Consider the following 23,822-nt stretch of genomic DNA (forward strand, 5'->3'; position numbering starts at 1 on the left):
GCCGCGGTGACCGAGACCATTCCCCCCGCCGCCGAGTCGGCAGTAGCGGCCTTCCTGCTCGCCGATTCCCGGCTGCCCTCGGGCGCCTATTCCCATTCCGCAGGCCTGGAGCCGGCGGTGATGGCAGGGCTGCAGGCCGACGGCGTCTATCCCTATCTGGTGTCCCGGCTGCAGAGTGTCGTGCGCATGGAGACAGCAGCGGCCGTGCTGGCCCACCGGCGGGCGGCGGTGCTGGCCGCCGGCCCGCCCTCCGGGGAGCACGACGGCGGCGGGGACCCGCCGGCCTTCGCCGCCCTGGAAGCAGCACTGGATGCCCGCACTCCCTCCCCCGCGCAGCGGGACGCCTCCCGGCGGCTCGGGCGGGGAATGCTGCGGCTGGCGCTGACGCTCAAAGCGGGAAACTGCGCCGTCGCCACCCTCAAACGGGAGGTTCCGCGCCCCACCCGCCCGGTGGCGCTGGGGGTTGCGGCGCAGGCCCTGGGCGTGGGCGAACTGCAGCTGGCGAAACTCTGCTGCTACGACGATGCGCAGTCGGTGGTTGCCGCCGCCCTGAAACTGCTGCCCATCGATCCCATGTCCGCCACCGCCTGGATCCTGGCCGCCGAACCGCAGATCAACGCCGTCGCCCACCACGCGGTGCAGGCCCGGACGGCCGAAGACATCCCCGCACTCAGCGCTCCCTGGATGGAGCACTGGGCCGAAGACCACACCGAAAGAACAAGGAGACTATTCGTTGCCTGAGAACACCGCACCGAAGACCAACCACACCGCCGATACCGCTGCGGACCCGTCCCGTTCCCTGCGCCTGGGCGTCGCCGGACCGGTGGGAACCGGCAAGAGTTCCCTGATTGCCACAATCTGCCGCGCCATGGCCGGGGAACTCTCCATTGGGGTCATCACCAACGACATCTACACGGACGAGGACGCCCGGTTCCTGCGCTCGGCCGGTGTCCTGCCCGCCGAACGGATCCGTGCCGTGGAAACCGGTGCCTGCCCGCACACTGCCATCCGCGACGACGTCACCACCAACCTGCTGGCGGTCGAAGACCTGGAGGTGGACTTCGCCCCGCTGGACCTGGTGCTGGTGGAAAGCGGCGGAGACAACCTGACGGCCACCTTCTCCCCTGCCCTCGTGGATGCCCAGATCTTTGTCCTGGATGTGGCCGGCGGCGGCGATGTGGCCCGCAAGGGCGGCCCGGGATTGCCCGGGCCGACCTGCTGGTCATCAACAAGATCGATCTGGCCCCGCACGTGGACGTGGACGTGGACCTGATGGTCGCCGACGCCACCGCAGCCCGCGAGAGCGGCCCGGTGCTGGCGCTTTCCCGCAAACAGCAGCACACCATCGATGACCTCAGCGCGTGGGTCCGCTCCATGGTGGCCCTGCACCGCACCGGTTCGCACACGCCGCAGGATCCGGGCCCTATGGCGCCGCACTTCCATGCCGATGAGGACGGCGGCTACATCCACACCCATGATGAGGAGCCCGACACTGTTCCGCACCGGCACTGAGCCCCGCCCCACCCGGATCTGCGTGGAAGCGTCCGGCGGACGGGCCCGCTTTTCAGTGCTGGACCAGGGCCTGTACCTGGCGCCCCGGCCGGTTCACGGCGGCGCCAACCCGCTGCACCTGCGCGTGGCGCTGATCGGCATCCACATGATGCTGCTGGGCGGCGACGACGTCCGGATCGAGGTGTCCGTCGGCGAGGGGGTCACGCTGGAGGTGGTTGAGCCGGCCGGCCTGGTGGCCTACGACGCCGAAGGGGTGCCGTCCCGCTGGTCGCTGCAGGCCGAGCTGGGACCCAACGCCGCCCTGATTTGGGACGGGGCCTCCTTCGTCGCGGCAGCAGGCTCGAACGTCCTCCGGGAAACCCGGGTGCACCTGGCCGCCGGTGCCCGCGCCCTGGTCCGCGAAACCCTGGTGCTCGGCCGCAGCGGCGAATCCGGCGGCAGCCTTCGCAGCGTCACGCGGCTTACAGGGCCGGCCGGAGACTGGCTGTACGACGACCTGGATCTGACCGGGCCCCGGGCCCGCGCCGTCGGGATCCTCGGCGGCTCCAAAGTTCTCGGGGGCGCGACGGCGGCGGGCTGGCGTCCGGCGGAACTGCCGGCAGCGGACGGAGCGGATGGAGATGATGCAGCGTCCGGAGCGGCCGGGGACGCCGCACCGCACCGGGTGCGCCGCTTCGATCTTGCGGCGCCCGGCGCCGTCGCACGGAGCCTGGCCGGGGACGCCCATACCGCCGACGGCGGAACCGGAGCGGTGTTTACCGCGTGGCGTGACGAGTTGCTGCAAACAGCCGGCGTCCGAGGACACCGTGGTGCGGGGCAAACAGATACACCAGCGTGAACACGGCCCCCTGGCACAGCACCATCATTCCGCCCGGTGACGTGTCCAGGTACCAGCTCAGGTACAGCCCCGCAACGGAACAGGCCACCGAGATGCCCGGGGCGATCAGCAGCATGCGGTTGAACCGGTCGGTGAGCAGGTGGGCGGTGGCTCCCGGGATGATCAGCATGGCCACCACCAGGATGACTCCCACTGCCTGGAGTGCGACGACGGAGGTCAGCGCCAGCAGCCCCAGGAGGGCGGCGCCGAGCATGCGCGGACTGAGGCCGACGGCGTAGGCATGGGTGCGGTCGAAGGCGTAGAGAGTGAAGTCCCGCCGCTTGAGCAGCAGGGCCAGCAGCGTCAGCCCGCCCAGAACGGCAACCTGGGTGAGGTCGGCGGCGCTGACGCCGAGGATGTTGCCGAAAATGATGTGGTTCAGGTCTGTTTGGCTGGGGGTGACGGAAATAAGCACCAGTCCCAGCGCGAAGAGCGTGGTGAAGACGATGCCCATCGCAGCGTCTTCCTTGACCCGGCTGGTTCCGTTCACCAGCCCAATCAGCGCCACGGCAATGAAGCCGAAAAGGACCGCGCCGACGGCGAACGGTGCCCCGGCAATGTACGCCAGCACCACGCCCGGCAGCACCGCGTGGGACACGGCATCCCCCATCAGCGACCAGCCGATGAGGACGAGCCAGCAGGAGAGCACTCCGCAGACGGCGGCCGCAATGACAGCCACGGCCACGGCCCGGAGCATGAAGTCATAGCTGAGCGGGTCGAGCAGGATCTCAAGCATGGCCGGCTCCGGTCCGGGGCGCCGGCGTGCGGGCCTGCCCGGCCGCGGCGGCCGGATCCAGGCCGAAGGCGCGGGCCAGGTGCTCGGGACGCAGCACCTCAGAGGGATGTCCATGGACCAGGACCCGGCGCATCAGCAGCGCGGCCTCGTCGGCCAGGCCGGGCAGGGCCTGCAGGTCATGGGTGGAAACGAGGATGCTGCAGCCGTCATCGGCCAGCGCCCGCAGCTGGGAGGTAATCGTGGCCTCGGACCGTTTATCCACCCCGGCGAACGGCTCGTCCAGCAGCAGCACCGAGGCTTCCTGGGCGATGCCGCGGGCGACGAAGGCCCGCTTCTTCTGTCCGCCGGACAGCCGGCCAATCTGCCGGTCCGCGAATTCGCCCAGTTCCACCCGTTCCAGCGCGCGGTCCGCTGCCTCGTGGTCCGTTTTCCGCGGACGGCGGGTGAATCCCATCCGCCCGTAGCGGCCCATCAGCACCACGTCGCGCACGGAAACGGGAAAGGACCAATCCACTTCCTCGCTCTGCGGAACGTAGGCCACCTCGCCCCGGCGGCGGGCCGGGACGGCGGTGCTCCGTGGATAAGCACTCCGCCGGCATCGGGTTTCACCAGTCCCATGATGGTTTTGAAGAGCGTGGACTTGCCGGAACCGTTCATCCCCACCAATCCGCAGATGCTGCCGGAACCGAGGGTGAGGCTGGCACCGTCGAGCGCCGTGACGTCTCCGTACCGGACGGTCACGGCGTTCACCTCTACAGCCGGCACGCTCACGCCGCGCCCCGGTGAGGCCGTCGACAATGACGCGGCTGTCATGGCGCAGCAGGTCCAGGTAGGTGGGAACCGGGCCGTCAGCCCCGGAGAGCGAATCCACGTACAGGACGCCGCCGAACCCGGCGCCGCTGGCCTCGACCACCTGCTGCATGGGTGCGTCGGAGACGGTCGACTCGCAGAAGACCGCCGGGACATTGTTCCCGCGCACGAACTCTATGGTCTCCGTGATCTGCTGCGGCGTGGCCTGCTGCTCGGAGTTGACCGCCCAGAGGTACTGCTCGGTGAGTCCGGCATCACGCGCCAAGTAGGAAAATGCGCCTTCGCAGGTCACCAGGGCGCGCTGGGTCGGGGGAAGGGTGGCCAGTTCGCCGGCCAACTCATCCTGAACCGTCTGCAGTTCTGCCTTGTAGGCGGATCCGTTGGCTTCATAGTCGGCTGCGTTCGCCGGATCGAGGCCGCTCAGGGCCGCCACGATATTGTCCACGTAGACCTGGCCGTTCACCGGGGACATCCAGGCGTGCGGATTGGGTTTCCCCGCAGACACATCATCGGCAATGTTGATGGTCTGCACCCCCTCGCTGACGACCACGTGGGGTACGTCGACGTCGGCCACGAACTTGGCGAACCAGGCCTCCAGGTTCAGGCCGTTATCCAGGATCAGGTCGGCGGAAACGGCTCTGCGGAGATCCCCCGGCGTTGGCTCGTAGCCGTGGATCTCGGAACCTGGTTTGGTGATGGATTCCACCCGGACATGGTCTCCGGCCACGTTTTGCGCCATGTCCGCCAGCACCGTGAAGGTGGTGAGCACCACCGGCCGTTCGTCGTCAGCGGGCTCCGCCCCGGCGGAGCCGCTGCATCCGGCAAGGACCAGCAAGCTCAGGAGCGCGGCGGCTGTGCGAAGCGGTGTGAAGAGAGTGTGTGGGGTCATGGCAGGACCCTAGTATTAGGCATGCCGCATACACAAGTTCGGTTCACCTAACATTTCACGGTCCGTCATTCGATCCCCGGACTGGCGGCCGGGAGCCCTGCGTGATTAAGTTGGCCCAGCCGCGCCGAGGAAAAGGAAAAACCGGATGACCGGAGATTTGCCTGGATGGAAACTCTTTGAGCAGTTTGCCGTGAAGGTCAACGGCATCACAGTAACCGGCCGCATTTCACGGACCGGCGGAGCAGCCGGCAAGCCTCCGCTGCTGCTGCTGCACGGCCATCCGGAAACGCACCTGATGTGGCACCGGATCGCGGATGCCCTGGCGGAAGAGTTCACTGTGGTGGCCCCCGACCTGCGCGGCTACGGCGGCTCCTCCAAACCGGCGGGAGAGGGGACCACTCCACGTACAGCAAGCGCGAAATGGCGCTGGACGCAGTCCTGCTCATGGAGCATTTCGGCGCGGAGCGGGGCTTCGGCAGTTTCGCACTGTGTGCCCACGACCGCGGGGCCAGGGTGGGGCACCGGATGCTGGCCGACCATCCCGGCCGGGTTACGAAGGCCATGTTCCTGGATATCGCCCCGACGCTGGACATGTACGCGGGAACCGACCGGGACTTCGCCGAGGCGTACTTTCACTGGTTTTTCCTGATCCAGCCGGAGCCCCTTCCCGAGGCCCTGATCGAGGCCAGTCCGCGCTCCTACGTTCAGAACATCATGGGCAGCCGCTACGCCGGACTGGCACCGTTTCCGGCGCCGGTCCTGGACGCGTATGTGGCCGCCCTGTCCTCCCCGGCGCCGTCCACGCCATGTGCGAGGACTACCGCGCCGCGGCAACCATCGATCTCGAGCACGACCGGGCGGACCGGGCGGCAGGCCGCACTCCGGACGTTCCGCTGCGTGTGCTGTGGGGAGCGCACGGGGTCGTGGAAAAGCAGTTTGATCCGCTCGCACTGTGGGGCAAAGCAGTGCCCGGCGCCACCGGCAGGGCGGTGGACGCCGGGCACTATCTTCCCGAGGAAGCTCCCGGCGAAGTCCTGGCCGAGATGCTCGCGTTCTTTTAGTACACGATCCCGAAGACCCAGACCGCCAGTGTGAAGGTCACCAGCGTAGTGAGCACCAGGGCGATCAGGTTCAGCCATATCCCGGACTTAACCATGTCGGCGATCTGCACGTGGCCCGAGGAGAAGGCAATGGCGTTCGGCGGAGTTGCCACGGGCAGCATGAAGGCACAGGTGGCGGCCAGAGCCACCGGGATGACCAGCAGCAGCGGATCAATGCCCAGGCCCAGGGCGACTCCGCCGATCAGCGGCAGGAACGTGGCCGCCGTCGCCGTGTTGCTCGTCAGTTCCGTCAGGCCCAGGACCAGGCCGGCAATCACCAGCACGATCAGGATGAGCGGCAGCGCCTCCAGACCTGACACCTTGGTGCCGATCCACTCGCTCAGCCCGCTGGCCGTAAAACGGGAGGACAGGGCCAGGCCGCCGCCGAACAGGATCAGGATGTCCCACGGCAGTTCCTTGGCGCTGGACCAGTCCAGCAGCGGCACTCCCGTCCTGACGCTGGCCGGAATGACAAAGAGCAGGACCGCAACGCCCATGGCGATCACGGCGTCGGCAATGTTGGAGCCCGGCCACAGCAGCGGCACCGTGATCCAGGAAGCGGCGGCCAGGACAAAGATGGCCAGCACCTGCTTCTCACCGAAGGACATGGCCCCGAGTTTCTTGTATTCACGCTGGATCATTTCCCGGCCGCCGGGGATTTCGGTGATCTCGGGCTTGAAGATCACACAGGTCAGCAGGTACCAGGCAATGGCCATAAAAATTACGGCGAGCGGCACGCCCACCAGCATCCACTGGCCAAACCCGATGTTCACGTCATGGGCGTCCGCCATGTAGCCCACCATCAGCGCGTTGGGCGGCGTACCAATAATGGTGCCCAGCGACCCGATGGACGCGGAATAGGCAATACCGAGCATCAGCGCAATGCTGAAGTTCCCTGGAGCTTTCTTCTCTTCATTGAGGTTGGCCACGAGGGTCAGCACGGAAATGCCGATCGGCAGCATCATGACCGCGGTGGCGGTGTTGGAGACCCACATGCTGAGGAATCCGGTGGCCACCATGAACCCGGCAATCAGCTGCCTGGGCTTGGTTCCGACCAGGAGGACGGTGGCCAGGGCGATGCGCCGGTGAAGATTCCAGCGCTGGAGTGCCAGGGCGAGGAAGAACCCGCCCATGAACAGGAAAATGATGGGGTCGGCGTAGGGCGGTGCTGTTTCCTGGATCGTGGCAACACCGAGTGCCGGGAACAGCAGGAGGGGAAGCAGGGCTGTGGCGGCGAGCGGGATCGCTTCCGTCATCCACCAGACCGCCATCAGCACGGCGACGGCGGCGGTCGCGCGGGCGGGCTGGGCCAGGTCCTGGGGCATGATGAAATAGACGAGGACGCCCAGGACAACGCCGAGCAGCAGCCCTGACCGCTTGCGCCGGAGTACCCGTCTGTCCTCGGCGGGGGCGAGCATCCCCGGTGCTGTGTCTTGATCGCTCTCCGTGCCTTGTTCGGCATTCGGCGGCGCTGGTTCGGCAGTCGGTCTTGTCGGCATCGTCAAGGGTCGGTCCTCCGGATGAGTGGGCGGGCGTCCCACCATCCAACCCCACCGGGGCGGCAGAGTAAAAAAGTCCGGTGGTGGAGGCGGAGGGTGCCGCCGCTACTGCACCCGGGAAACCAGCCCTTCGGCGACCATCCAGTCATAGGCCACCTGCTCCGGTTCTTCCCCCTGCACGTCCACCTTGAGGTTCAGCGAGCGCATGGTTTCGTCGTCGAGCCTTTCCGCCACCTGTTCCAGCACCGCTTCCAGCTCCGGATACTTTTGCAGCGTCTCCGTGTAGATCACCGGTGCCGCGTTGTAGGCGGGAAAGAAGTTGCGGTCGTCTTCCAGCACGAGCAGGTCGAGGGCATCGATCCGGCCGTCGGTGGCGAAGACTTCGCCCACCAGGCACTCGCCCTGGTCCACCGCGCCGTAAACGGCTCCCGTGTCATAGATCCCGACGTTCTGCTCCGGAACGACGGTGCCGCGGTCAAGGCCGTAGAGCGCCAGCATGGGGTTGAACCCGTCCTGCCGGGAATTGAACTCGGCATCCACGCAAAACGTGAGGTCCTCCACCGGAAGGGCAGCCAGGTCCGAAATGCTGGTCACTCCCAGTTCCGCGGCCAGGTCCCGGCTCATGGCCAGGGCATAGGTGTTGTTCAGTTCCGCCGGCGCTCCCCAGGTCAGGCCGTTGGCCTGGTCCGCGTCGTAGACCGCCTGCCACTGCTCCTGCTGGTCCGGGATTCCCTGCTCATACCCCAGGTAGGTCAGCCACGCTGTGCCGGTGTATTCCCACATGATGTCCGCCTGCCCGCTGCGCAGGAGTTCCCGGGCCGGCAGGCTGCCGGGAACGTTGCTCAGGTCAGTGACCTGGAATCCGGCCGCTTTGGACGCCAGCACGGCCATTTTGCCCAGGATGAGCTGTTCGGTGAAGTTCTTCGAGGTCACGGTCACCGATGCGTCGTCCGGCAGGCCCGGGACCGGCTCGATGCTTCCCGCGGCGACCGGAGGAACGTAGGACCCCGCGGGCTGCAGTCCGCAGCCGCCCAGGACCAGCAGGACGGCGGCGAGCGCGGCGGCCAGTGCAGCGGCGCTTCGGGAACGCAGGGGAAGCTTTGTCCGCATCACAGTCCTTTCGGCCGGGCCAGGTACTCCACCAGACGGCCCACCCAGTCCACCATCAGCGCCAGCAGGGCAACCGTGACGGCGCCGCTGACCAGCACCCGGGGAAGATTCAGGTTGACTCCGGTGGTGATCAGCACACCCAGCCCGCCGCCGTTGATGAATGTGGCGAGGGCTCCAGTCCCGACCAGCAGCACCAGGGCGGTGCGGATGCCGGCCAGCATCAGCGGCACGGCCAGGGGAAGCTCCACCCGGAGCAGGACCCGGGTGGCACTCATTCCCATGCCGCGTCCGGCCTCCACCAGCCGCGCATCCACACTGTCCAGCCCGACCATGGTGTTGCGCAGCACCGGCAGCAGCGCGTACAGGACCAGAGCGGCCACTGCCGTCCAAAAGCCGAACCCCAGCCAGAAGGCGAGCAGGACCACGAGGCCGATCGCCGGCGCCGCCTGCCCGATGTTGACGACGGCGAGGACCGGACCGGTCAGGAAGCGCAGCGGGCCGCGGGTCAGCAGGATTCCCAGCGGGATCGCCACGGCGAGGACGATCACCGCGGAGATTAGCGTCAGGCGCAGGTGTTCCACGGTGTAGACCCAGAGCGTCTGCGGCGCCAGGGTCGCGAGTTCGGTTTCCGACAGTTCGGTGGCCGACAGCCAGAACAGCAGCAGGGCCACGGCGGCGAGGATCGCGGCCAGCTGCCAGATCAGTCCGCGGGCCGAGTTGTCCCGGACCGGGGCGCCCGCTGTTGTGTTGGTGTACCGCCGCTCCTTTGCGTCCGCATCCTTCGACGCCGGCGCCGCTGCCGCTGCGCCGATGCGCCGCCCGGCCGCCTGGCTGCTGCTCATGACAGGCCTGCTTCCGCTGCCGGGCGCCGGGCCCGCACGGCCTGCAGGACCAGCGGCGCATCAATAACCCCGGCGAGCCTTCCTGCGCGTCCGTGGCCAGTGCCAGACCCGAGGCTGAAATGAGGATGGCGTTCAGCGCATCGGCGAGGGTGTCATCGGGTCCCACCAGCGGCAGGTCAGCCTCCCGGCTCTCCGGCAGGGACTGCAGCCGTTCCAGTTCGGCCACCGGGATCCAGGCAAGGGGCCGTCCGTCCCCGTCAACGACGGCTGCGTGGTCCTGTCCCGCGTCCAAGACCCGGGCCAGCACCTCCCCGGGGCTGCTGTCCGGGGTTCCGGCCACCACCGGCAGCGCAGGAACGGCGCTGACCAGCGCCAGGCCCAACTGCTTGAGTCCGGCGTCGGAGCCGGTGAACTGGCGCACGAAGTCGTTGGCGGGGGCAGCGAGGATTTGGCCGGGGGAATCGTACTGGACCAGCCGTCCGCCTTCGGCAAACACGGCGATCCGGTCCCCCAGTTTCACTGCCTCGTTGAAGTCGTGCGTCACGAACACAATGGTCTTTTGCAGGTCGGAGTGGATGCTGACCAGTTCATCCTGAAGCCGCTCCCGGGTGATGGGATCCACGGCGCCGAACGGCTCGTCCATGAGCAGCACGGGCGGATCGGCGGCGAGTGCCCTCGCTACCCCCACCCGCTGCTGCTGGCCTCCGGACAGTTCCTTCGGGTACCGGTCCCGGTACCGGGCGGGATCCAGGGACACCAGTTCCAGCAGTTCGTCCACCCGGCGGGCGGTGCGGCCCCTGTTCCAGCCGAGCATGGAGGGAACGACGGCGATGTTCGCCGCCACGCTCATGTGCGGAAACAGGCCGCCGGCCTGGATGACGTAGCCGATGCCGCGGCGCAGTTCGTCGGCGTCGGCGCCGGTGATGTCGCTGCCGCCGAGCAGGATCCGCCCCGACGTTGGCTCGATGAGCCGGTTAATCATTTTCAGGGTGGTGGTTTTTCCGCAGCCGGACGGGCCCACGAGCATGACCATGTCACCGGCGGGGATTTCCATGTTCAGGTTGTTCACTGCGGCCCGGTCCTGCCCGGGAAAACGTTTGGAGACGTTTTCCAGCTGGATGCCTTCGGAGGAGGGGGACGAGGCGGAAAGATTCGTTTCAGACACGGATACCTCGCGGGATTGTGAGCCTGCCCAGTCCAACGAGCAGCAGGTCAAGGATGAGGGCCAGCAGCACGACGCCGACCACTCCGGTCACCACTGATTCCAGGGAGTTGGCTCCGCCCAGCCTGGACAGGCCGGAGAAGATGAAGCCGCCCAGCCCGGGGCCGAGGGCGTACGCGGCCACGGCGGCTATGCCCATCACCATCTGGCCGGAAACGCGGATGCCTGCCAGGATCACCGGCCACGCCAGCGGAAGTTCAATCCGTAAGAAGATGCGGATCCGCCCCATGCCCAGGCCCCGGGCGGCTTCCACGGTGCTCGCCGGGACCTCGGACAATCCGACAATGGCATTGCGGAGGATCGGCAGCAGGGCGAAGAACCCCACGACGACGACGGCCGGGCGGACGCCGAAACCCAGGGGTGTGATCAGCAGCCCGATCATGGCGAAGGACGGAATGGTCAGGCCGATGGCGCTGATACTGTCAGCGGCCGAGCGCAGCACCGGGCTGCGGTACGCCAGCGCCGCAGCGAGGACGGCCAGGACGGCGGCGGCCACCAGGCACTGGGCCACCAGGCTGAAGTGCTGCCAACTGGAAAACAGGATGTCGTTAAGACGCTGGGCCACGAATTCATTCACGCCAAACCCACTTCCGGTGTCGGGTGGGGAGCCTGCAGTCTTTCCAGCGTAGACCGGCCCGGGACGCCTGTGCAGGGGCCAGTCCGGCGGGGGCGGGCTAGGGGATCAAAACCAGCCGGATCGGGTTGCCCTCCTTGGCATCGAGTTGTTTGACCGCCTGCGCGGCATCCCGCAGCGGTATGCGTGCACTGACGGACTTCGCGAAGTCCAGCCGGCCCAGCCGGGCCAGTTTCACTAGTTCCGGCACATGCTGCGCTTCAGAACCGTAGTGCCCCAGGATCTGCTTGCGGGCGTAGGAGAAACCCGTACTGTCGCTGATGGTGATCGGAGTGCCGCTTAATCCCACCAGCACCAGCCGGCCGTGCCGTCCGAGGCTTTTGACGGCCTGGGCACGGACCGCGTCGACGCCGGCAAAGTCCAGGGCCGCGTCCAGCCCCCGGCCGTCGGTGGCGGCTTTGACGGCACCGCTGAAATCCTCTGCCAGCGGATCCAAGGCGTAATCGGCACCATAATCGAGGGCCCGCTGCCGTGCTTCGGGAAGCGGGTCCACGGCAATGATGGGCGCGGCTCCGACCAGGCGCAGCAACTGGACCCCGTGTGCCCCCAGCCCGCCGATGCCCCATACTCCGACGGCTTCACCGGCCCGCACGCCGGCCGTGGACGAGATGGCAGCCCAGGGGGTGGACACGGCGTCGGGGATGATGGATGCCTGGTCGAAGGGAATGTCATCCCCGAGCGGAACCAGGACGCCGGCCGGAACGACGACGTAGTCGGCCCAGCCGCCGTCGTAGTCCACGCCCATGGTCAGGGTGGCGCCCCGGTGCTCGTACCCGGCCTGGATGACGACGCGGTCGCCCGCCGCCGCGGAAGTCACTCCGGGCCGGGCAGGTCAACCGTGCCGGCGGCTTCGTGGCCCAGGGTGACTTCGCTGCCCTGGAGGAACTGCGGGCGCAGCAGGCCCTGGATGAGGTGCACGTCGGAAAGGCAGACACCGGCGGCGCCCACCTTGACCCGGACAAACCCGGGGCCGGGCTCCGGAATCGGAACCTCCGACAGCGTGAATTCCTTCGTCTCGATGTTGAGACGTCCTGCGAGCATGGTGCCGGCTGACATGGGAACCTCTTTTCACTGGGGAACGGCGGGACTGCCCGCCGTTCCCCATTATGTTCCCCGCCGCCGTCAGGCGTTCAAAATAACCTTCAGGGCTCCGGTCTCGGCGGCCCGCGAGAACGTGTCGTAGGCTTCCATGATGTCCTCGAGCGGATAGCGGTGGCTGATGAACTCGTCGGCGGGGAGCTTGCCCTCCGCGATCAGCTTGAGCAGCATCGATGTGGTGTTGGTGTTCACCAGTCCGGTGCTGATGTCGATGTTCTGGATCCACAGCCGGTCCAGCTCCAGACTGACGGGTTTACCGTGCACGCCCACGTTAGCCACGTTGCCGCCGGGCCGGACGATCCTGGTGCACATGTCAAAGGTGGCGGGAATGCCGACGGCTTCCACTGCCACATCCACTCCCCATCCGTCCGTTTCGGCCATGATCTGCTCGAGCCAGTCCTGCTCGCCGGAGTTTACGCCGTGGGTGGCGCCAAACCTGCGGGCCTGTTCCACCCGGTTGACGTCCAGGTCCACGGCGATGACCTTAGCCGCCCCGTACAGTCCGGCGGTGGCGATGACCGCCAGGCCCACGGGTCCGGCGCCGATCACCGCGACGACGTCACCGGGCTTCACCTGTCCGTACTGCACCCCGATCTCGAAGCCGGTGGGAAAGATGTCGCTGAGCAGGACCCCGTGTTCGTCGGAGACGTTTTCAGGCAGCCGGTACATGGAAGTGTTCGCATACGGCACCCGCACATACTCGGCCTGCGTCCCGTCGATCAGGTGCCCGAAGATCCAGCCGATGCCCGGCTGGCCCTCGTCTCCCGTGCAGTGCGAGTACAGGCCTTCCTTGCAGAAGCTGCACGAACCGTCCGCCGAGACGCAGGAGAGAATGACTTTGTCCCCGGCTTTGAAGGCGTTGACGCCCGAGCCGGTTTCCGTCACGGTGCCAACCCCTTCGTGCCCGAGAACCCGCCCCGGCGTCACCGCCGGCACATCCCCCTTGAGGATGTGCAGATCGGTTCCGCAGATTGTGGTGCTGTCGATCTTAACGATGGCGTCCCGCGGTTCCTGAATTTGCGGATCCGGCACGTCCTTCCAGGATTTCTGTCCGGGTCCTTCGTACACGAGTGCTTTCATGGTGTCCTCATCTGCTCCCGCCGGCCAACTGCAGGCTGTGATGCCAGCCTGGTTCGGGTGAATCCGGGAACGGGCCTGTCGGCTCCGCAAGGGCCGGTCATTTTCCAGCCTAGGAGCGGGGCGGGATCGTCCGTAAGGGGCCGGGCCTATTCCCCGTCAACATAGAGCCAGTTCCCTCCGGTCCGGACGAAGCGGCTGGTTTCCTCCTGCACCCCGCGACCGGCGCCGTCGCGGTAGTGGGCACGGAACCGAACGGTCCCGCGCCCGTCCAGCGGTCCGCCGGCGGCGGTTTCCAGGATGTCCAGGCGCCGCCACTGCAGTTCCGGGTCCAGGTCCAGGGCTGCCGGGCGGGTGGAGGGATGCCAGGTGTCCAGGAGGTACTGCCGTCTGCCCGCGGCGAAGGCGGAATACCGCGAGCGCATCAGCGCTTCGGCCGTGGGGGCTGTTTGTGCTCCCGAGTGATACTTGCCGCAGCAGGCGGCGTACGTTTCGCCCCCTGAGGCACGGGCAGCGGTCCCCGGGTGCGGGCACGGCGAAGGCAGGATCCGGTGTGTTCATTCGTCCAGTATTCCGGGTTTCGGGAACTGCCTTCGCCGTTTCACGGCCCCGGGGCTAGTTTCCCCCGCCGCTCAGGGAAAGCTCGGTTTCCAGGTTCAGGCGGACCGCGGCGATCGCGTCGCTGATCCGGTCCTCGCGGGTTCCGGACACCTCCCCCAGCTGCTCCGCTGCGTCCAGCCGCACCGTCAGCTCCTCCAGAGCCGAAAGCGCCGCCTCGTAGTCCCCCGCCGCAGCAGATTCGGAGACTTCGGCCACCTGGGCCTGGAGCTCCTCCGCTGCCTTCGGCTCAAGTGCCGGCACCTCGCAGCCAGCCAGCACGGCCACGGCAGCCATCCCTGCGGCCACCGCCAGCGCACCCCTGCGGTACCTCACGGAGTAACGCTTTCCTGCAGCTCCTGCAGGTGTTCGCCGAGCTGTCCGGGAACCGCCGGATACCCCTGGTTCTGGGGAAAGACCCCCAGCCGTTCGGCCACCAGGATCACTGACGTCACCAGCACAGCCATTGCGACCATGGCCAGCAGACTCCTTCCCGCCAGCGCCAGCCGTGACGGGCGCTGCGGCGCCGCCGCTGCTGCACCGGCAGTCCCATTCCGGGCAGGTCCACTTCGAGGCGCTGATCCGATCCGGGGCGGAACCCGGGGCGGGGACACCGCACGGTACACGCCGCCGGAGTCCGCGGAATGGTACACGGGCCCGTCATGCTCCGGACGGGCGGGGTGGGCCGGCTCCGAAACCGGCTCCGGTTCCTCCACTGCCCGGCCGGTCGTACGGAGGTCCCCGGCCGTGCTGACGCCGCCGGCGGTGGCACCGCCGTCGTCGTCAGCAGTTTCCACCGCCTGCTCCGGCCGCGGCAGGGGCAACGGTTCCGGCAGCCCGCCGGCGGTCCAGCGGTACTCCAGCAGGGCCGCCGAAACTTCCGCCGCGGAGGGCCGCTGATCGGGGTCGCGGGTCGTCATGGACTTCAGCAGGCTGCACCAGTAGTTCCCGAGTTCCGCCGGAACCTCCGGGTCACGGCTCAGCCGGGCAATGGCTGCCTCGACGGCGCTGCCGCCAAATTCAATCCGCCCGGTCACCGATTCCAGCAGCACCAGGCCCAGGGAGTAAATATCGCTGGAAAATCCGACGTCCTGGGCACTGGCCTGCTCCGGGCTGAGATAATTGGCGGTGCCCAGCGTGGCATTCGCGGCCGTGATCCGGGCGCCGTCGAGCATCCGCGCAATGCCGAAATCCGTGAGCTTGGCCCGCGGCAGGGTACCGGCTATCACCGGAGGAAGCAGGATGTTCGCCGGTTTCACGTCACGGTGAATGACTCCCCGTCCGTGGATGTACGCCAGCGCGCCGGCCAGTTCGGCCCCCAGATAGGCGGCCTGGTCCGGTGCGAGCCTCCTGACGTCGCGGAGCTGCTTGCGCAGGTCCGGTCCGTCCACAAGTTCCATCACCAGGAAGGCGCGGGGTTCGCCGGCTTCGCCGTCGTCGCGGCCGGCGTCGTCCTTGCCGGCGTCAAAAAGTGTTACCAGGCCCGGATGGGAAAGGGACGCCAGTAAACGCATTTCGGTTTCCTGGCGGTCAACGTCGTCTGGGGCGACTGCGCTGGCCCGGAAGAGCTTCACGGCAATGTCACGGCCGAGAGCTTCGTCCTGTCCTCGGTAGACGGTGGCCATGCCACCGTGGCCTATGGGTTCGTTGAGACGGTAACGCCCTGAAATGAGCCGGTTGAGGCCATTTGCTGCGAAACTTTCCATACTGCAACCTCTTCTCGCCCTTCCAGCGTAGCTGAGGGAAATCGTGGCGTAGATGGGCCGTGACGACTTTTTTTAGGCCCCCGGGGGGGCCTCGCGCAAGCGTTGCCGCTGCGCTAAACTGCCCTGCCGCGGCGGTTCACTTCAGCGCGGCGGCAGGGCAGTTCGGGAGGGTTTCCGCGCAGGTTCAGTGCCTTGTGAGAAGGCCTTCATGACGGCGTCCACCAGCTGCTGGATACCGAGCACGATGAACAGCAGGGCGGTAATTCCCAGGGCGATGTTGGTGTGCAGTTTGTTCGCCCAGGCCTTTGGTACCCGGCTGCCGTTGAGCAGGCCGAGCAGCGTGATCGCCAGGAACGGCATGAAGAGGGAGCCGAGGACGCCGTAGGCCAGGATCAGGCCAATCGGCTTGCCAAGGATGAACAGGAGCATCGGGGGGAAGGTCAGCCACAGCACATAGAACTTGAAGTACTTGCCGCCGACGCGGGTGTCCGGATGGCCGGATTCCCTGCCGCGCATGTTGCCCCAGAAATCGGCGAACATCAGGGACACCCCGTTCCAGACACCGATGATGGAGGAGAAGGATGCGGCCCAGAACCCCACCAGGAATCCGGTGCCGACGAAGTCGCCGTATTCGGCCTTCAGCACGTCGTAGAGGTCCAGCAGGCCCTCGTCGCCCGAGCTGAGGGAAACACCGGCGGACCGGACCACTTCGGCGCCGACGATCAGCATCGCGATGACGAAAATGCCGGTCATGACGTACGCCATCGAGTTGTCGATGCGCATGACCTTCATCCACTTGGGCGTGTACCAGCCCTTTTCCCGCAGCCAGTAGCCGTACGCGGCGAGGGTAATGGTTCCGCCGACGCCTCCGGCCAGCGCCAGCGTGTAGACGACGCCGCCCTCGGGGATGGTCGGCACCAGTCCGGTGAACATCTCCGGCAGGTTCGGCGCCGCGATGACGGCGAGCCCGACAACGGTGACGAACATGATGCCCACCAGGACCGCCGTGATTTTTTCGAAGGTCGCATACCGGCCGAACCAGACCATGACAAAGCCGGCCAGGCCCATGAAAATGGCGAAGGCCCACAACGGAATCCCCGGGAACAGGGCGGCCAGCGGCAGTGCTGCCGAGGACATGGCGGTGGCTCCGTAAACAAAGCCCCAGATCATGATGTATGGGCCGAAGTACCAGGTGGTCCATTTCCCCAGTGAACGCCATCCCTCAAAGATGGTCTTGCCGGTGGCCAGGGTGTACCGGCCGGCGCCTTCCACCAGGATGATCTTGAGGATCACGCCGAGGATGACGGCCCAGAGCAGCCCATAACCGTATTTGGAGCCGGCCACCAGGGTGGCAACCATGTCGGCCGCTCCCACTCCGGCGGCGGCAACCACCAGCCCCGGGCCGATGACCTTCCACTTGGCTGGTGCGCCGCCGTCGTCATCCACGCGGTCCGCGTGCGTGCCCTGCGGCTGGGGAGGAGAACTGTTGTTGGCCATGTGCCCGGGAATTCCTTACTGCTTGCTTGAATTTGGACAGCCGCCATCAACTGTGGTTGCCGTCACGGGGATGTATGCATTGTCTCACGCTGGATGCCTGCTCCCCGCTGTGTTACCGGCCGTCAGCCCACGGGTCCACAGCGGCGGCACCAAGCACGGAATAGTCCTGCGGCCGGTCCGTAACCACACACAGGTCATGGAGGATGGCGGTCGAGGCCGTTAGTGCAGTGAGCGTTCCGGCACCGTGATCCATCCGCGCGGAAGCGAGCGCCGTCTCGTGGTCCACGGGCAGGATGTGGCAGGCATAGCGTCCGGTCAGTTCGCGCAGCCAGGACAGGTCGGGGTCGGGCAGCTCCCCCAGGGCCAGGACCGAGATGAAGATCCGAAGGCTGCTGCGGTTCCGCAAGAAGCCGACGACGGCGGGGCTGGCCTTGCCGCTGCGGATATCGGCCAGCACGGGAACGTCCAGCAGCAGCCCGGAGCGCCCGTTCATTGCCGGTCCTCCGTTCCGGCCAGCAGGAAATCCACGAAGGAGGCCCGGGCCGTGACCACCTGCTCATAATCGTGCAGGGATACTGCCTGCAGCACGGTGTCCGGCTGTTCGGAGGATGCGGCGCGGGGATGCGCCGGGGTGTTGGCTGGGGCTGGGGTCATGAGAATACGGCGCGTGCGCCGGTCCTTTCGGCGTGCTCTTGCCGGCACCGGTTGCCCGAAGGGCGAGTGCTGGCCGCTTCTTCATCCGAACCACCCAACGAGCGTGGGGTTGGTATGCGGCCAAGTCGGAGCTTGGCGGCCGCAGTTCTTGAAGCTGTTGGCAGTATAACCAGCTTTGCCCCCGGCCCGCGTCAGCGCACGTGTTGCCTCGGCACTGTTGCGCCCGGCGACCGGAAGCAGGAAAAACTGTTGACCGGGACAGGTCTCGGGGCTAGCGTTCATCGAACTGGTCAGACCAGTTCGATGACCGGGCGCACGGCCACAGGCACCGGCCGGCCGGAGAGCAGGAGGACCCCGCGTGACCAATCCACGACCCCACCCGGACGGACTTCCCCTCGGGGCAGACCACCTGCGCTGGGCGGAATGCGCACAGACCGAACCCGTGCTCTTCCCCTTCGACGGCACCGAGGTGGCCCGTGCGCCGGTGGGCACGGCGGAACACGCGGCGCAGGCGCTGGAAACGGCGGCCGCCGCCCGTCCGGAGCTGGCAGCGCTGAGCAGCGGCCGCAGGCGTGCCGTTCTGCTCGCCGTGCAGAACATCCTCGCGGAGCACCGGGCCGCCTTCGAGGACCTGCTGGTCCTCGAAACGGGCAAACCCCTGGTCGACTGCCGGACGGAGGTCGCGCGGACGCTCACCACATGGAGTGCTGCGGCCGAGGAAGTGGCACACATCCGCGGAGAAACCGTGCCCCTGGATCTGCAGCCGCAGGGCGAAGGAATGCTGGGCTACTACACCCGCCGTCCGGCCGGCGTCGTCGTCGGCATTTCCGGCTTCAACTATCCCCTGCTGCTTGCCAGCCACAAACTGGCTCCGGCCCTTGCCGCCGGATGCCCCGTCATCCTCAAGCCCTCCCCCGAAGCGCCGCTGGCCGCCCTGTGGGCAGTTGACCTGATCCGCGGGGTGCTGGCGGCCCACGGCATAACGCCCGGCGCGGTTCAGCTGGTGACCGGAGGCGCGGAGGCCGGGGAGGCGCTGGTGAAGGATCCGCGCACGGCCGTCGTTTCGTTCACCGGCTCCGCCGCCGTCGGGCACCGCATCGCCCGGGACGCCGCACCGCGCAGGGTGCTGCTGGAACTCGGGTCGAACACGGGTTTGATCGTGGCTGAGGATGCCAACCTGTCCGCTGCCGTGGATGCGGTGATCCGCGGCGGTTTCTACGCCAACGGCCAGGCGTGCATCTCCGTGCAGCGGGTGGTGCTCACCGAACCGGTCGCTGACGCTTTTGAGGAGCTGCTGCTCTCGCGCCTTCCCGGGGTCCTCGTGGGCGACCCGCGCGACGGGAACACCCGGCTGGCGGAAGTCATTGATTCCGCTGCGGCTGACCGGATCTCGTCCTGGATTACGGCGGCGGTGGACGGCGGCGCCCGGCTCCTGGCCGGCGGGACGGCGGAGGGCAGGTCGGTGCCGCCCACCGTCCTGGCGGATGTGCCGCCGGACTGCGCGGTGTGGCGGGAGGAGGTGTTCGGCCCGGTCGTGTGCCTGCAGCGGGTGCCGAATTTTGCCGCCGCCGTCGAGTCCGTCAATGATTCCCGGTACGGCCTGCACGCAGCCGTGTACACGGCATCCCTGCAGAATGCCTTTGCTGCCATTAACGCGCTCGACGTCGGCGGAGTGGTGGTCAATGAAATTCCGGGCTTCCGCTCCGACATCATGCCCTACGGCGGCGTCAAGGATTCCGGCATCGGCCGGGAGGGGCCGCGGTACGCCATCGAGGAATTCACGGTCACCCGCATGGCCCTCATCCGCCCCGAATAGCACCATCCCCCGTTCATCCTTATGGAAGCAGACGCATGAAGTACGCGAACCTCTTTGACCTCGCCGGACGCCGCATGATGGTGGTGGGCGCCGGAAGCGGCATCGGCCGCGAAGCAGCCCTGGCCCTGGGCGCCCACGGGGCAAAGGTGGTGTGCGCGGACCGGGACGCTGCATCCGCGACAGCCGCTGCCGGGCTGGCCGGCCCCGGCGCCGAGGCCCTGGCGCTCGATGTCCTGGACACAGCCGCCGTGGAGGCTGCCGCGGAGCGGTACGCGGACCTTGATGCCCTCGTCTTCACAGCCGCCACCAATGTGCGCAAACGCATCGCGGACTACACCATGGAGGAATTCGACCGGGTGGTCAATTTGAACCTCCGGGCGTCCTTCGCCCTGATTCGTGCGTTTGCCCCGCGCATGGCCGCCAACGGGGGCGGGAGCATCATCGGGTTCTCCTCCATCCGGGCATCCACGGTCGAGCCGGGCCAGGGTGTCTATGCGGCGACGAAGGCCGGGCTCGTCCAGCTGGCGAAAACGGCTGCCGCGGAGTTCGGCCCGGCCGGTGTCCGGGTGAACGTGGTTGCACCGGGCGTCGTCGAGACACCGCTGACCGCGCAAATTAAGGAAAATCCCGCCTGGTACGACGCGTACGCGGCGAAAAGCGCGCTGGGCCGCTGGTCCCGTCCGGAGGAGCTGGCCGGCGCCGTGGTGTATCTGGCCTCCGACGCCTCCAGTTTCGTCACCGGATCCGTCCTGACGGTCGACGGCGGCTGGACCGCCGTCGACGGACGCTTTGACCCGCCTGCCTCCTAGCGCAGTCCCGCCCAGCCGGGCACGGCCGACGCCGGGCGGTTGGCTTCGTACCAGGCGGCGGCGCGGAGCAGCCGGTCATCGCTGCCCACCGGACCGGAGAGCTGAACCCCGATCGGGCGTCCGTCCGCGGTAAACCCGCAGTTGACCGTGGCCGCCGGCTGGCCCGACATGTTGTACGGAACCGTGAAACCGATGTGGGACATGGTCCGGTCCGGGTCCGGGTCAGGCATCGGCTGTTCCGCCGGAAAAGCGGCCATGGGCGCCACCGGCGAAATCACGACGTCGAACGCTGCCGTTGCGCTGATGGTCCGCTGCCGCACCGAGTCCATGCAGTGGTAGTGGCGGATGGTGTCGGCGCCGCTGAACGAGGCCCCGCGGGAGCACCACCGGGCAACGTATTCCAACACGAGCGGCCGGTCCTCCGGTGCCAGGAGCTCGAAGTCGGCCCAGGACCGGGTGCGCCAGAAGTTGTCCAGTCCGTCCAACAGCTCCTGGTCCATAAACGGACCCAGCACTTCCGGAACGGCGCCGGCCGCGGCGAACACGTCCGCCACGCCCTGCACCGCCGCCAGGATTTCCGGCTCCACCGCAGCTCCGCAGCCGGCATCCAGGTGCAGCGCCACTTTCAGCTGCTCCACGCCGGCGGGGGCGGCGTCCCAGTCCATTTCCGGATACGGCCGGGTGGAATAGTCGCGCATGTCATGCCGGGCGACCAGGCTCATGAGCGCGGCCGCGTCCCCGACGGTCCGGGCCAGCGGACCGGCGGCACGGCCGGGGTAGGGCATGTCCAGGGGAACCAGGCCTGCGCTGGGCTTGAGCGCCGCCAGCCCCTGCCAGGTTCCCGGCAGGCGGATGGAGCCGCCGATGTCGGTGCCGACGTGCAGCGGGCCGTACGCGGCGGCAGCGGCGGAACCGGCCCCGGCGCTGGAACCGCCCGTGGTCCATGCCGGGTTCCAGGCGCCGCGGGAAATTCCGTGCCGGCTGGAGACGCCGGAGGAAAGCATCCCCCAGTCCGGCATGGTGGTGGAGCCGAGAATGACCACACCGGCTTCGACCAGCCGGTCGGTGACCGGTGCGTTGGCGGCGCTCACCGGTGGATGGGGAAGCGCCGTTCCGGAGGGTTTGGGATGGCCCGCCCGGGCAATGTTCTCCTTCACGGTGCACGGAACGCCGTCGTAGTGGCTAAGCGGAGCCCCGGCCCGCCAGCGGGCGGCGCTCGCGCGTGCCTGCGCCCGAACGTCGGCGGCGTCGAAGAGATACAACGCGTTCAGCTCCGGTTCGCGGTCCCGTATCCGTGCTACGACTGCCTCTGCGACATCCTCCGGAGTCACGGCTCCGGAGCTGAAGGCCCGGCTCATGTCAGCGGCCGACAGCGCATGCAGCGGAACCTGCTCCGCGTGGGCCCCGGCGGTGGAACCCGGCTCGTGTGCAGTTTCAGTCATCGTGGACCTCCGTTGTGCGGGTTAGGGCTGGGCCTGCCGTGCTGCCAGTTCCCCCGCAGGGTCATGGAGGAGCGCACCAGGGCTTTCGTGTAGTTCTGGACGGGGTTGTCGTAAATCTGCGCGGTCCTGCCGCTTTCCACGATCAGCCCCTGGTGCATGACCACCACGTTGTCGCAGATGTGCCGCACCACCCCGAGGTCGTGGGAAACAAAGACCAGGGTCAGCCGGTAGCGCTCCACCAGGTCGGAGAGCAGGTTCAGCACCTGGGCCCGGACCGAGACGTCCAGGGCGCTCACCGGCTCGTCGGCCACCAGCACCCGGGGTTCGCAGATCAGGGCCCGGGCGATGGAAATCCGCTGGCGCTGGCCGCCGGAGAACTGGTGCGGGAACCGGTCGGCTGCGTCCGGGCCCAGGCCCACGGCCTCGAGCATTTCCTCCACCCGGTCCCGGTGCCTGCGGGCATTGGCCGGCTGTCCCGGAAGCAGCAGCGGTTCAGCGACGATATCCCTGACCCGCATCCTCGGGTCCAGGGATCCCATGGGATCCTGGAACACGATCTGGAGCTGCCGGCGCAGCTGCAGGAGCTGGCCTTCACGGGCGCCGGCCACTTCGTTTCCGGCCACGCGCACGCTGCCCGACGTCGGCTGGTCCAGCCCCGCAAGGATCCGCAGCAGCGTGGATTTTCCGGATCCCGACTCCCCCACCACGCCAAAGCGCTGGCCGGCCGCAACATCGAAGGAGATGCCCCGCAGGGCGTGCACCTCATCGGGCTTCCCGAACAGGGTGGTCCGGCCCCGGCGGTACGTCCGGACCAGGTCCTTCACGCTGATCAGCGGTGCGCCGCCGTCCGGCTCCACCGCCGCGGCTTTGGGGACTGTGGCGGCTGTGGCGACGGTGGCGGCTGTGGCGGCGGTGGCGGCTGTGGCGGCGGTGGCGGCTGTGGCGGCGGTGGCGGCTGTGGCGGCGTCTTGTTCGTGCAGGGCGGCAGGCCGGGCCGGCGTTCCGGGCGGGGCTGCCGGCGTTCCGGGCGGGGCCGCCGGCGTTCCGGGCGGCGGCGGAGCGTACTCGGCGGCCGACGCAACGGTGAAGAGCCGGCCGCGGCTGTCCGTCGCCTCGAGGTCCGAGGCGCCCAGCAGGGCCTTGGTGTACAGGTGCCGGGGCCGGGTAAAGACGTCGTCGGCGTCTCCTTCTTCCACCACCTGCCCGTTGTTCATCACGAGGACGCGTTCGCAGATGTTCGCGACCACGGAGAGGTCATGGGTGATGAACAGGAGGCCGGTGCCCCGTTCACTGACCGCTTCCAGGATCAGATCCAGCACCTGGCGCTGCACCGTCACATCCAGCGCCGTGGTGGGCTCATCGCAGATCAGCAGTGCCGGGTCATTGGCCAGCGCCATGGCCAGCATGACGCGCTGGCGCTGGCCGCCGGAGAGCTGATGCGGATAGGCTGCGGCGGTTTGGGCGGGATGCGGCAGCCGGACGGATGCGAGCATCTCGACGGCCCGGGCGGCTGCGTCGCGGGAATTGTCCGCCGTGCGGTGCTTGAGCATCACCTCAGCGACCTGCTTCCCCACCTTCATCAGCGGGTTAAGCGCGGTGAGGGGTTCCTGGAAAACCATGGTCATGTCGTTGCCGCGGATCCGGCGCAGCCGCGCATCGGGCGCGCCCACCAGGTTCCCCTCCGTTCCGGCGAGCCGGATGGAGCCGTCCGCGGAGACGCCGTCGGGAAGCAGCCCCATCAGGGCAGTGGCCGTCATCGACTTGCCCGAACCGGATTCACCGATGAGCCCCACCCGCTCTCCCCTGCCCAGGGACAGGGAGAAATCGTCGACGAGAACCCGGTCCTTCGTGGAAATGGTCAGGTTCTCGACCTGCAGCAATGGCTCGGACACGGG

The 23,822-nt window shown here is 67.8% G+C and carries 21 protein-coding genes, 5 pseudogenes and 1 riboswitch; of the genes and pseudogenes, 7 read left to right on the plus strand and 19 right to left on the minus strand.

Features of this window, described 5'->3' with window-relative positions; genetic code table 11:
- Positions 1-6: 6 nt before the first annotated feature.
- From OL239_RS15835 to OL239_RS15845, 3 genes and pseudogenes are all read left to right on the plus strand, one after another.
- Complete coding sequence (locus OL239_RS15835) at positions 7-741, plus strand: urease accessory protein UreF (protein WP_268909697.1); 735 nt, start codon at positions 7-9, stop codon at positions 739-741.
- Positions 734-1,512: pseudogene (gene ureG / locus OL239_RS15840) on the plus strand (urease accessory protein UreG). The gene OL239_RS15835 and the pseudogene ureG overlap by 8 nt, the downstream one beginning before the upstream one ends.
- The gene (locus tag OL239_RS15845) at positions 1,475-2,350 is read left to right on the plus strand and encodes an urease accessory protein UreD (RefSeq protein WP_268909698.1); all 876 of its coding nucleotides are present in this window, start codon (positions 1,475-1,477) and stop codon (positions 2,348-2,350) included. Before ureG ends, OL239_RS15845 begins: the two are co-directional and overlap by 38 nt.
- On the opposite strand, the gene OL239_RS15850 is transcribed toward OL239_RS15845, so the two are convergent.
- The 3 genes and pseudogenes from OL239_RS15850 to OL239_RS15860 all read right to left on the minus strand — a co-directional run.
- A complete protein-coding gene (locus OL239_RS15850) occupies positions 2,268-3,125 on the minus strand; it encodes a metal ABC transporter permease (RefSeq protein ID WP_268909699.1) in 858 nt (285 codons plus the stop codon). The two genes, OL239_RS15845 and OL239_RS15850, sit on opposite strands and share 83 nt — an antisense overlap.
- A pseudogene (locus tag OL239_RS15855) lies at positions 3,118-3,938 on the minus strand (metal ABC transporter ATP-binding protein). The gene OL239_RS15850 and the pseudogene OL239_RS15855 overlap by 8 nt, the downstream one beginning before the upstream one ends.
- Positions 3,904-4,824: pseudogene (locus tag OL239_RS15860) on the minus strand (metal ABC transporter substrate-binding protein); the annotation flags it as partial. The pseudogenes OL239_RS15860 and OL239_RS15855, both read right to left, overlap by 35 nt.
- A 295-nt stretch (positions 4,825-5,119) precedes the next feature.
- On the opposite strand from OL239_RS15860, the gene OL239_RS20300 reads away from it, so the two are divergent.
- Positions 5,120-5,473 carry an alpha/beta fold hydrolase gene (locus tag OL239_RS20300; protein ID WP_442864312.1) on the plus strand — a complete coding sequence of 118 codons (354 nt, stop codon included), beginning with the start codon at positions 5,120-5,122 and terminating at the stop codon, positions 5,471-5,473.
- A gap of 157 nt (positions 5,474-5,630) precedes the next feature.
- The gene (locus tag OL239_RS15865) at positions 5,631-5,885 is read left to right on the plus strand and encodes an alpha/beta fold hydrolase (RefSeq protein WP_268909700.1); all 255 of its coding nucleotides are present in this window, start codon (positions 5,631-5,633) and stop codon (positions 5,883-5,885) included.
- On the opposite strand, the gene OL239_RS15870 is transcribed toward OL239_RS15865, so the two are convergent.
- The 14 genes and pseudogenes from OL239_RS15870 to OL239_RS15935 all read right to left on the minus strand — a co-directional run bounded on the left by OL239_RS15870 (position 5,882) and on the right by OL239_RS15935 (position 17,860).
- Positions 5,882-7,423, minus strand: a complete 1,542-nt coding sequence (locus OL239_RS15870) for an SLC13 family permease (RefSeq protein ID WP_442864162.1) — start codon at positions 7,421-7,423, stop codon at positions 5,882-5,884. The genes OL239_RS15865 and OL239_RS15870 overlap by 4 nt on opposite strands.
- A 105-nt stretch (positions 7,424-7,528) precedes the next feature.
- The gene (locus OL239_RS15875) at positions 7,529-8,533 is read right to left on the minus strand and encodes a glycine betaine ABC transporter substrate-binding protein (protein WP_268909702.1); all 1,005 of its coding nucleotides are present in this window, start codon (positions 8,531-8,533) and stop codon (positions 7,529-7,531) included.
- On the minus strand, positions 8,533-9,375 hold the full coding sequence (locus tag OL239_RS15880; protein WP_268909703.1) for an ABC transporter permease: 843 nt from the start codon (positions 9,373-9,375) through the stop codon (positions 8,533-8,535). Before OL239_RS15880 ends, OL239_RS15875 begins: the two co-directional genes overlap by 1 nt.
- Before the next feature lie 688 nt (positions 9,376-10,063).
- Positions 10,064-10,429, minus strand: a pseudogene (locus OL239_RS19730) (ATP-binding cassette domain-containing protein); the annotation flags it as partial.
- A 103-nt stretch (positions 10,430-10,532) separates the two neighbouring features.
- Positions 10,533-11,174, minus strand: a complete 642-nt coding sequence (locus OL239_RS15890) for an ABC transporter permease (protein ID WP_268909704.1) — start codon at positions 11,172-11,174, stop codon at positions 10,533-10,535.
- Positions 11,175-11,271: 97 nt separating this feature from the next.
- Positions 11,272-12,048 carry a zinc-binding dehydrogenase gene (locus OL239_RS15895; RefSeq protein WP_268909705.1) on the minus strand — a complete coding sequence of 259 codons (777 nt, stop codon included), beginning with the start codon at positions 12,046-12,048 and terminating at the stop codon, positions 11,272-11,274.
- A complete protein-coding gene (locus OL239_RS15900; protein WP_268909706.1) occupies positions 12,045-12,287 on the minus strand; it encodes an alcohol dehydrogenase catalytic domain-containing protein in 243 nt (80 codons plus the stop codon). The genes OL239_RS15895 and OL239_RS15900 overlap by 4 nt, the downstream gene beginning before the upstream one ends.
- Positions 12,288-12,353: 66 nt before the next feature.
- Positions 12,354-13,409 (minus strand): zinc-dependent alcohol dehydrogenase family protein, encoded by a 1,056-nt coding sequence (locus tag OL239_RS15905; RefSeq protein WP_268909707.1) that lies wholly within the window; start codon positions 13,407-13,409, stop codon positions 12,354-12,356.
- Positions 13,410-13,555: 146 nt separating this feature from the next.
- A pseudogene (locus OL239_RS15910) lies at positions 13,556-13,967 on the minus strand (YchJ family protein).
- Between the two features lie 54 nt (positions 13,968-14,021).
- A complete protein-coding gene (locus OL239_RS15915) occupies positions 14,022-14,339 on the minus strand; it encodes a hypothetical protein (protein ID WP_268909708.1) in 318 nt (105 codons plus the stop codon).
- Positions 14,336-15,709, minus strand: a complete 1,374-nt coding sequence (locus tag OL239_RS15920) for a serine/threonine-protein kinase (RefSeq protein ID WP_268909709.1) — start codon at positions 15,707-15,709, stop codon at positions 14,336-14,338. The genes OL239_RS15915 and OL239_RS15920 overlap by 4 nt, the downstream gene beginning before the upstream one ends.
- A 141-nt stretch (positions 15,710-15,850) precedes the next feature.
- Positions 15,851-17,206 carry an Nramp family divalent metal transporter gene (locus OL239_RS15925; protein ID WP_268909710.1) on the minus strand — a complete coding sequence of 452 codons (1,356 nt, stop codon included), beginning with the start codon at positions 17,204-17,206 and terminating at the stop codon, positions 15,851-15,853.
- 112 nt (positions 17,207-17,318) lie between these two features.
- Entirely contained in the window at positions 17,319-17,699 is a 381-nt protein-coding gene (locus OL239_RS15930; protein ID WP_268909711.1) for a hypothetical protein, read from the minus strand.
- The gene (locus OL239_RS15935; RefSeq protein WP_268909712.1) at positions 17,696-17,860 is read right to left on the minus strand and encodes a hypothetical protein; all 165 of its coding nucleotides are present in this window, start codon (positions 17,858-17,860) and stop codon (positions 17,696-17,698) included. The genes OL239_RS15930 and OL239_RS15935 overlap by 4 nt, the downstream gene beginning before the upstream one ends.
- Positions 17,861-17,889: 29 nt before the next feature.
- Positions 17,890-18,014, minus strand: a riboswitch (SAM riboswitch).
- A gap of 204 nt (positions 18,015-18,218) precedes the next feature.
- On the opposite strand from OL239_RS15935, the gene OL239_RS15940 reads away from it, so the two are divergent.
- Positions 18,219-19,676 carry an aldehyde dehydrogenase family protein gene (locus OL239_RS15940; protein ID WP_268909713.1) on the plus strand — a complete coding sequence of 486 codons (1,458 nt, stop codon included), beginning with the start codon at positions 18,219-18,221 and terminating at the stop codon, positions 19,674-19,676.
- Between the two features lie 35 nt (positions 19,677-19,711).
- Positions 19,712-20,485: an SDR family NAD(P)-dependent oxidoreductase gene (locus OL239_RS15945; protein ID WP_268909714.1), complete on the plus strand. Its 774-nt coding sequence runs from the start codon at positions 19,712-19,714 to the stop codon at positions 20,483-20,485.
- Here the strand turns inward: OL239_RS15945 and OL239_RS15950 are convergent.
- Positions 20,482-21,927 carry an amidase gene (locus OL239_RS15950; RefSeq protein WP_268909715.1) on the minus strand — a complete coding sequence of 482 codons (1,446 nt, stop codon included), beginning with the start codon at positions 21,925-21,927 and terminating at the stop codon, positions 20,482-20,484. The two genes, OL239_RS15945 and OL239_RS15950, sit on opposite strands and share 4 nt — an antisense overlap.
- Complete coding sequence (locus tag OL239_RS15955; RefSeq protein ID WP_268909716.1) at positions 21,924-23,819, minus strand: dipeptide ABC transporter ATP-binding protein; 1,896 nt, start codon at positions 23,817-23,819, stop codon at positions 21,924-21,926. Before OL239_RS15955 ends, OL239_RS15950 begins: the two co-directional genes overlap by 4 nt.
- Between the last annotated feature and the right edge of the window lie 3 nt (positions 23,820-23,822).

The organism is Arthrobacter sp. ATA002 (assembly GCF_026898095.1).
Taxonomy (GTDB): Bacteria; Actinomycetota; Actinomycetes; order Actinomycetales; family Micrococcaceae; genus Arthrobacter_B.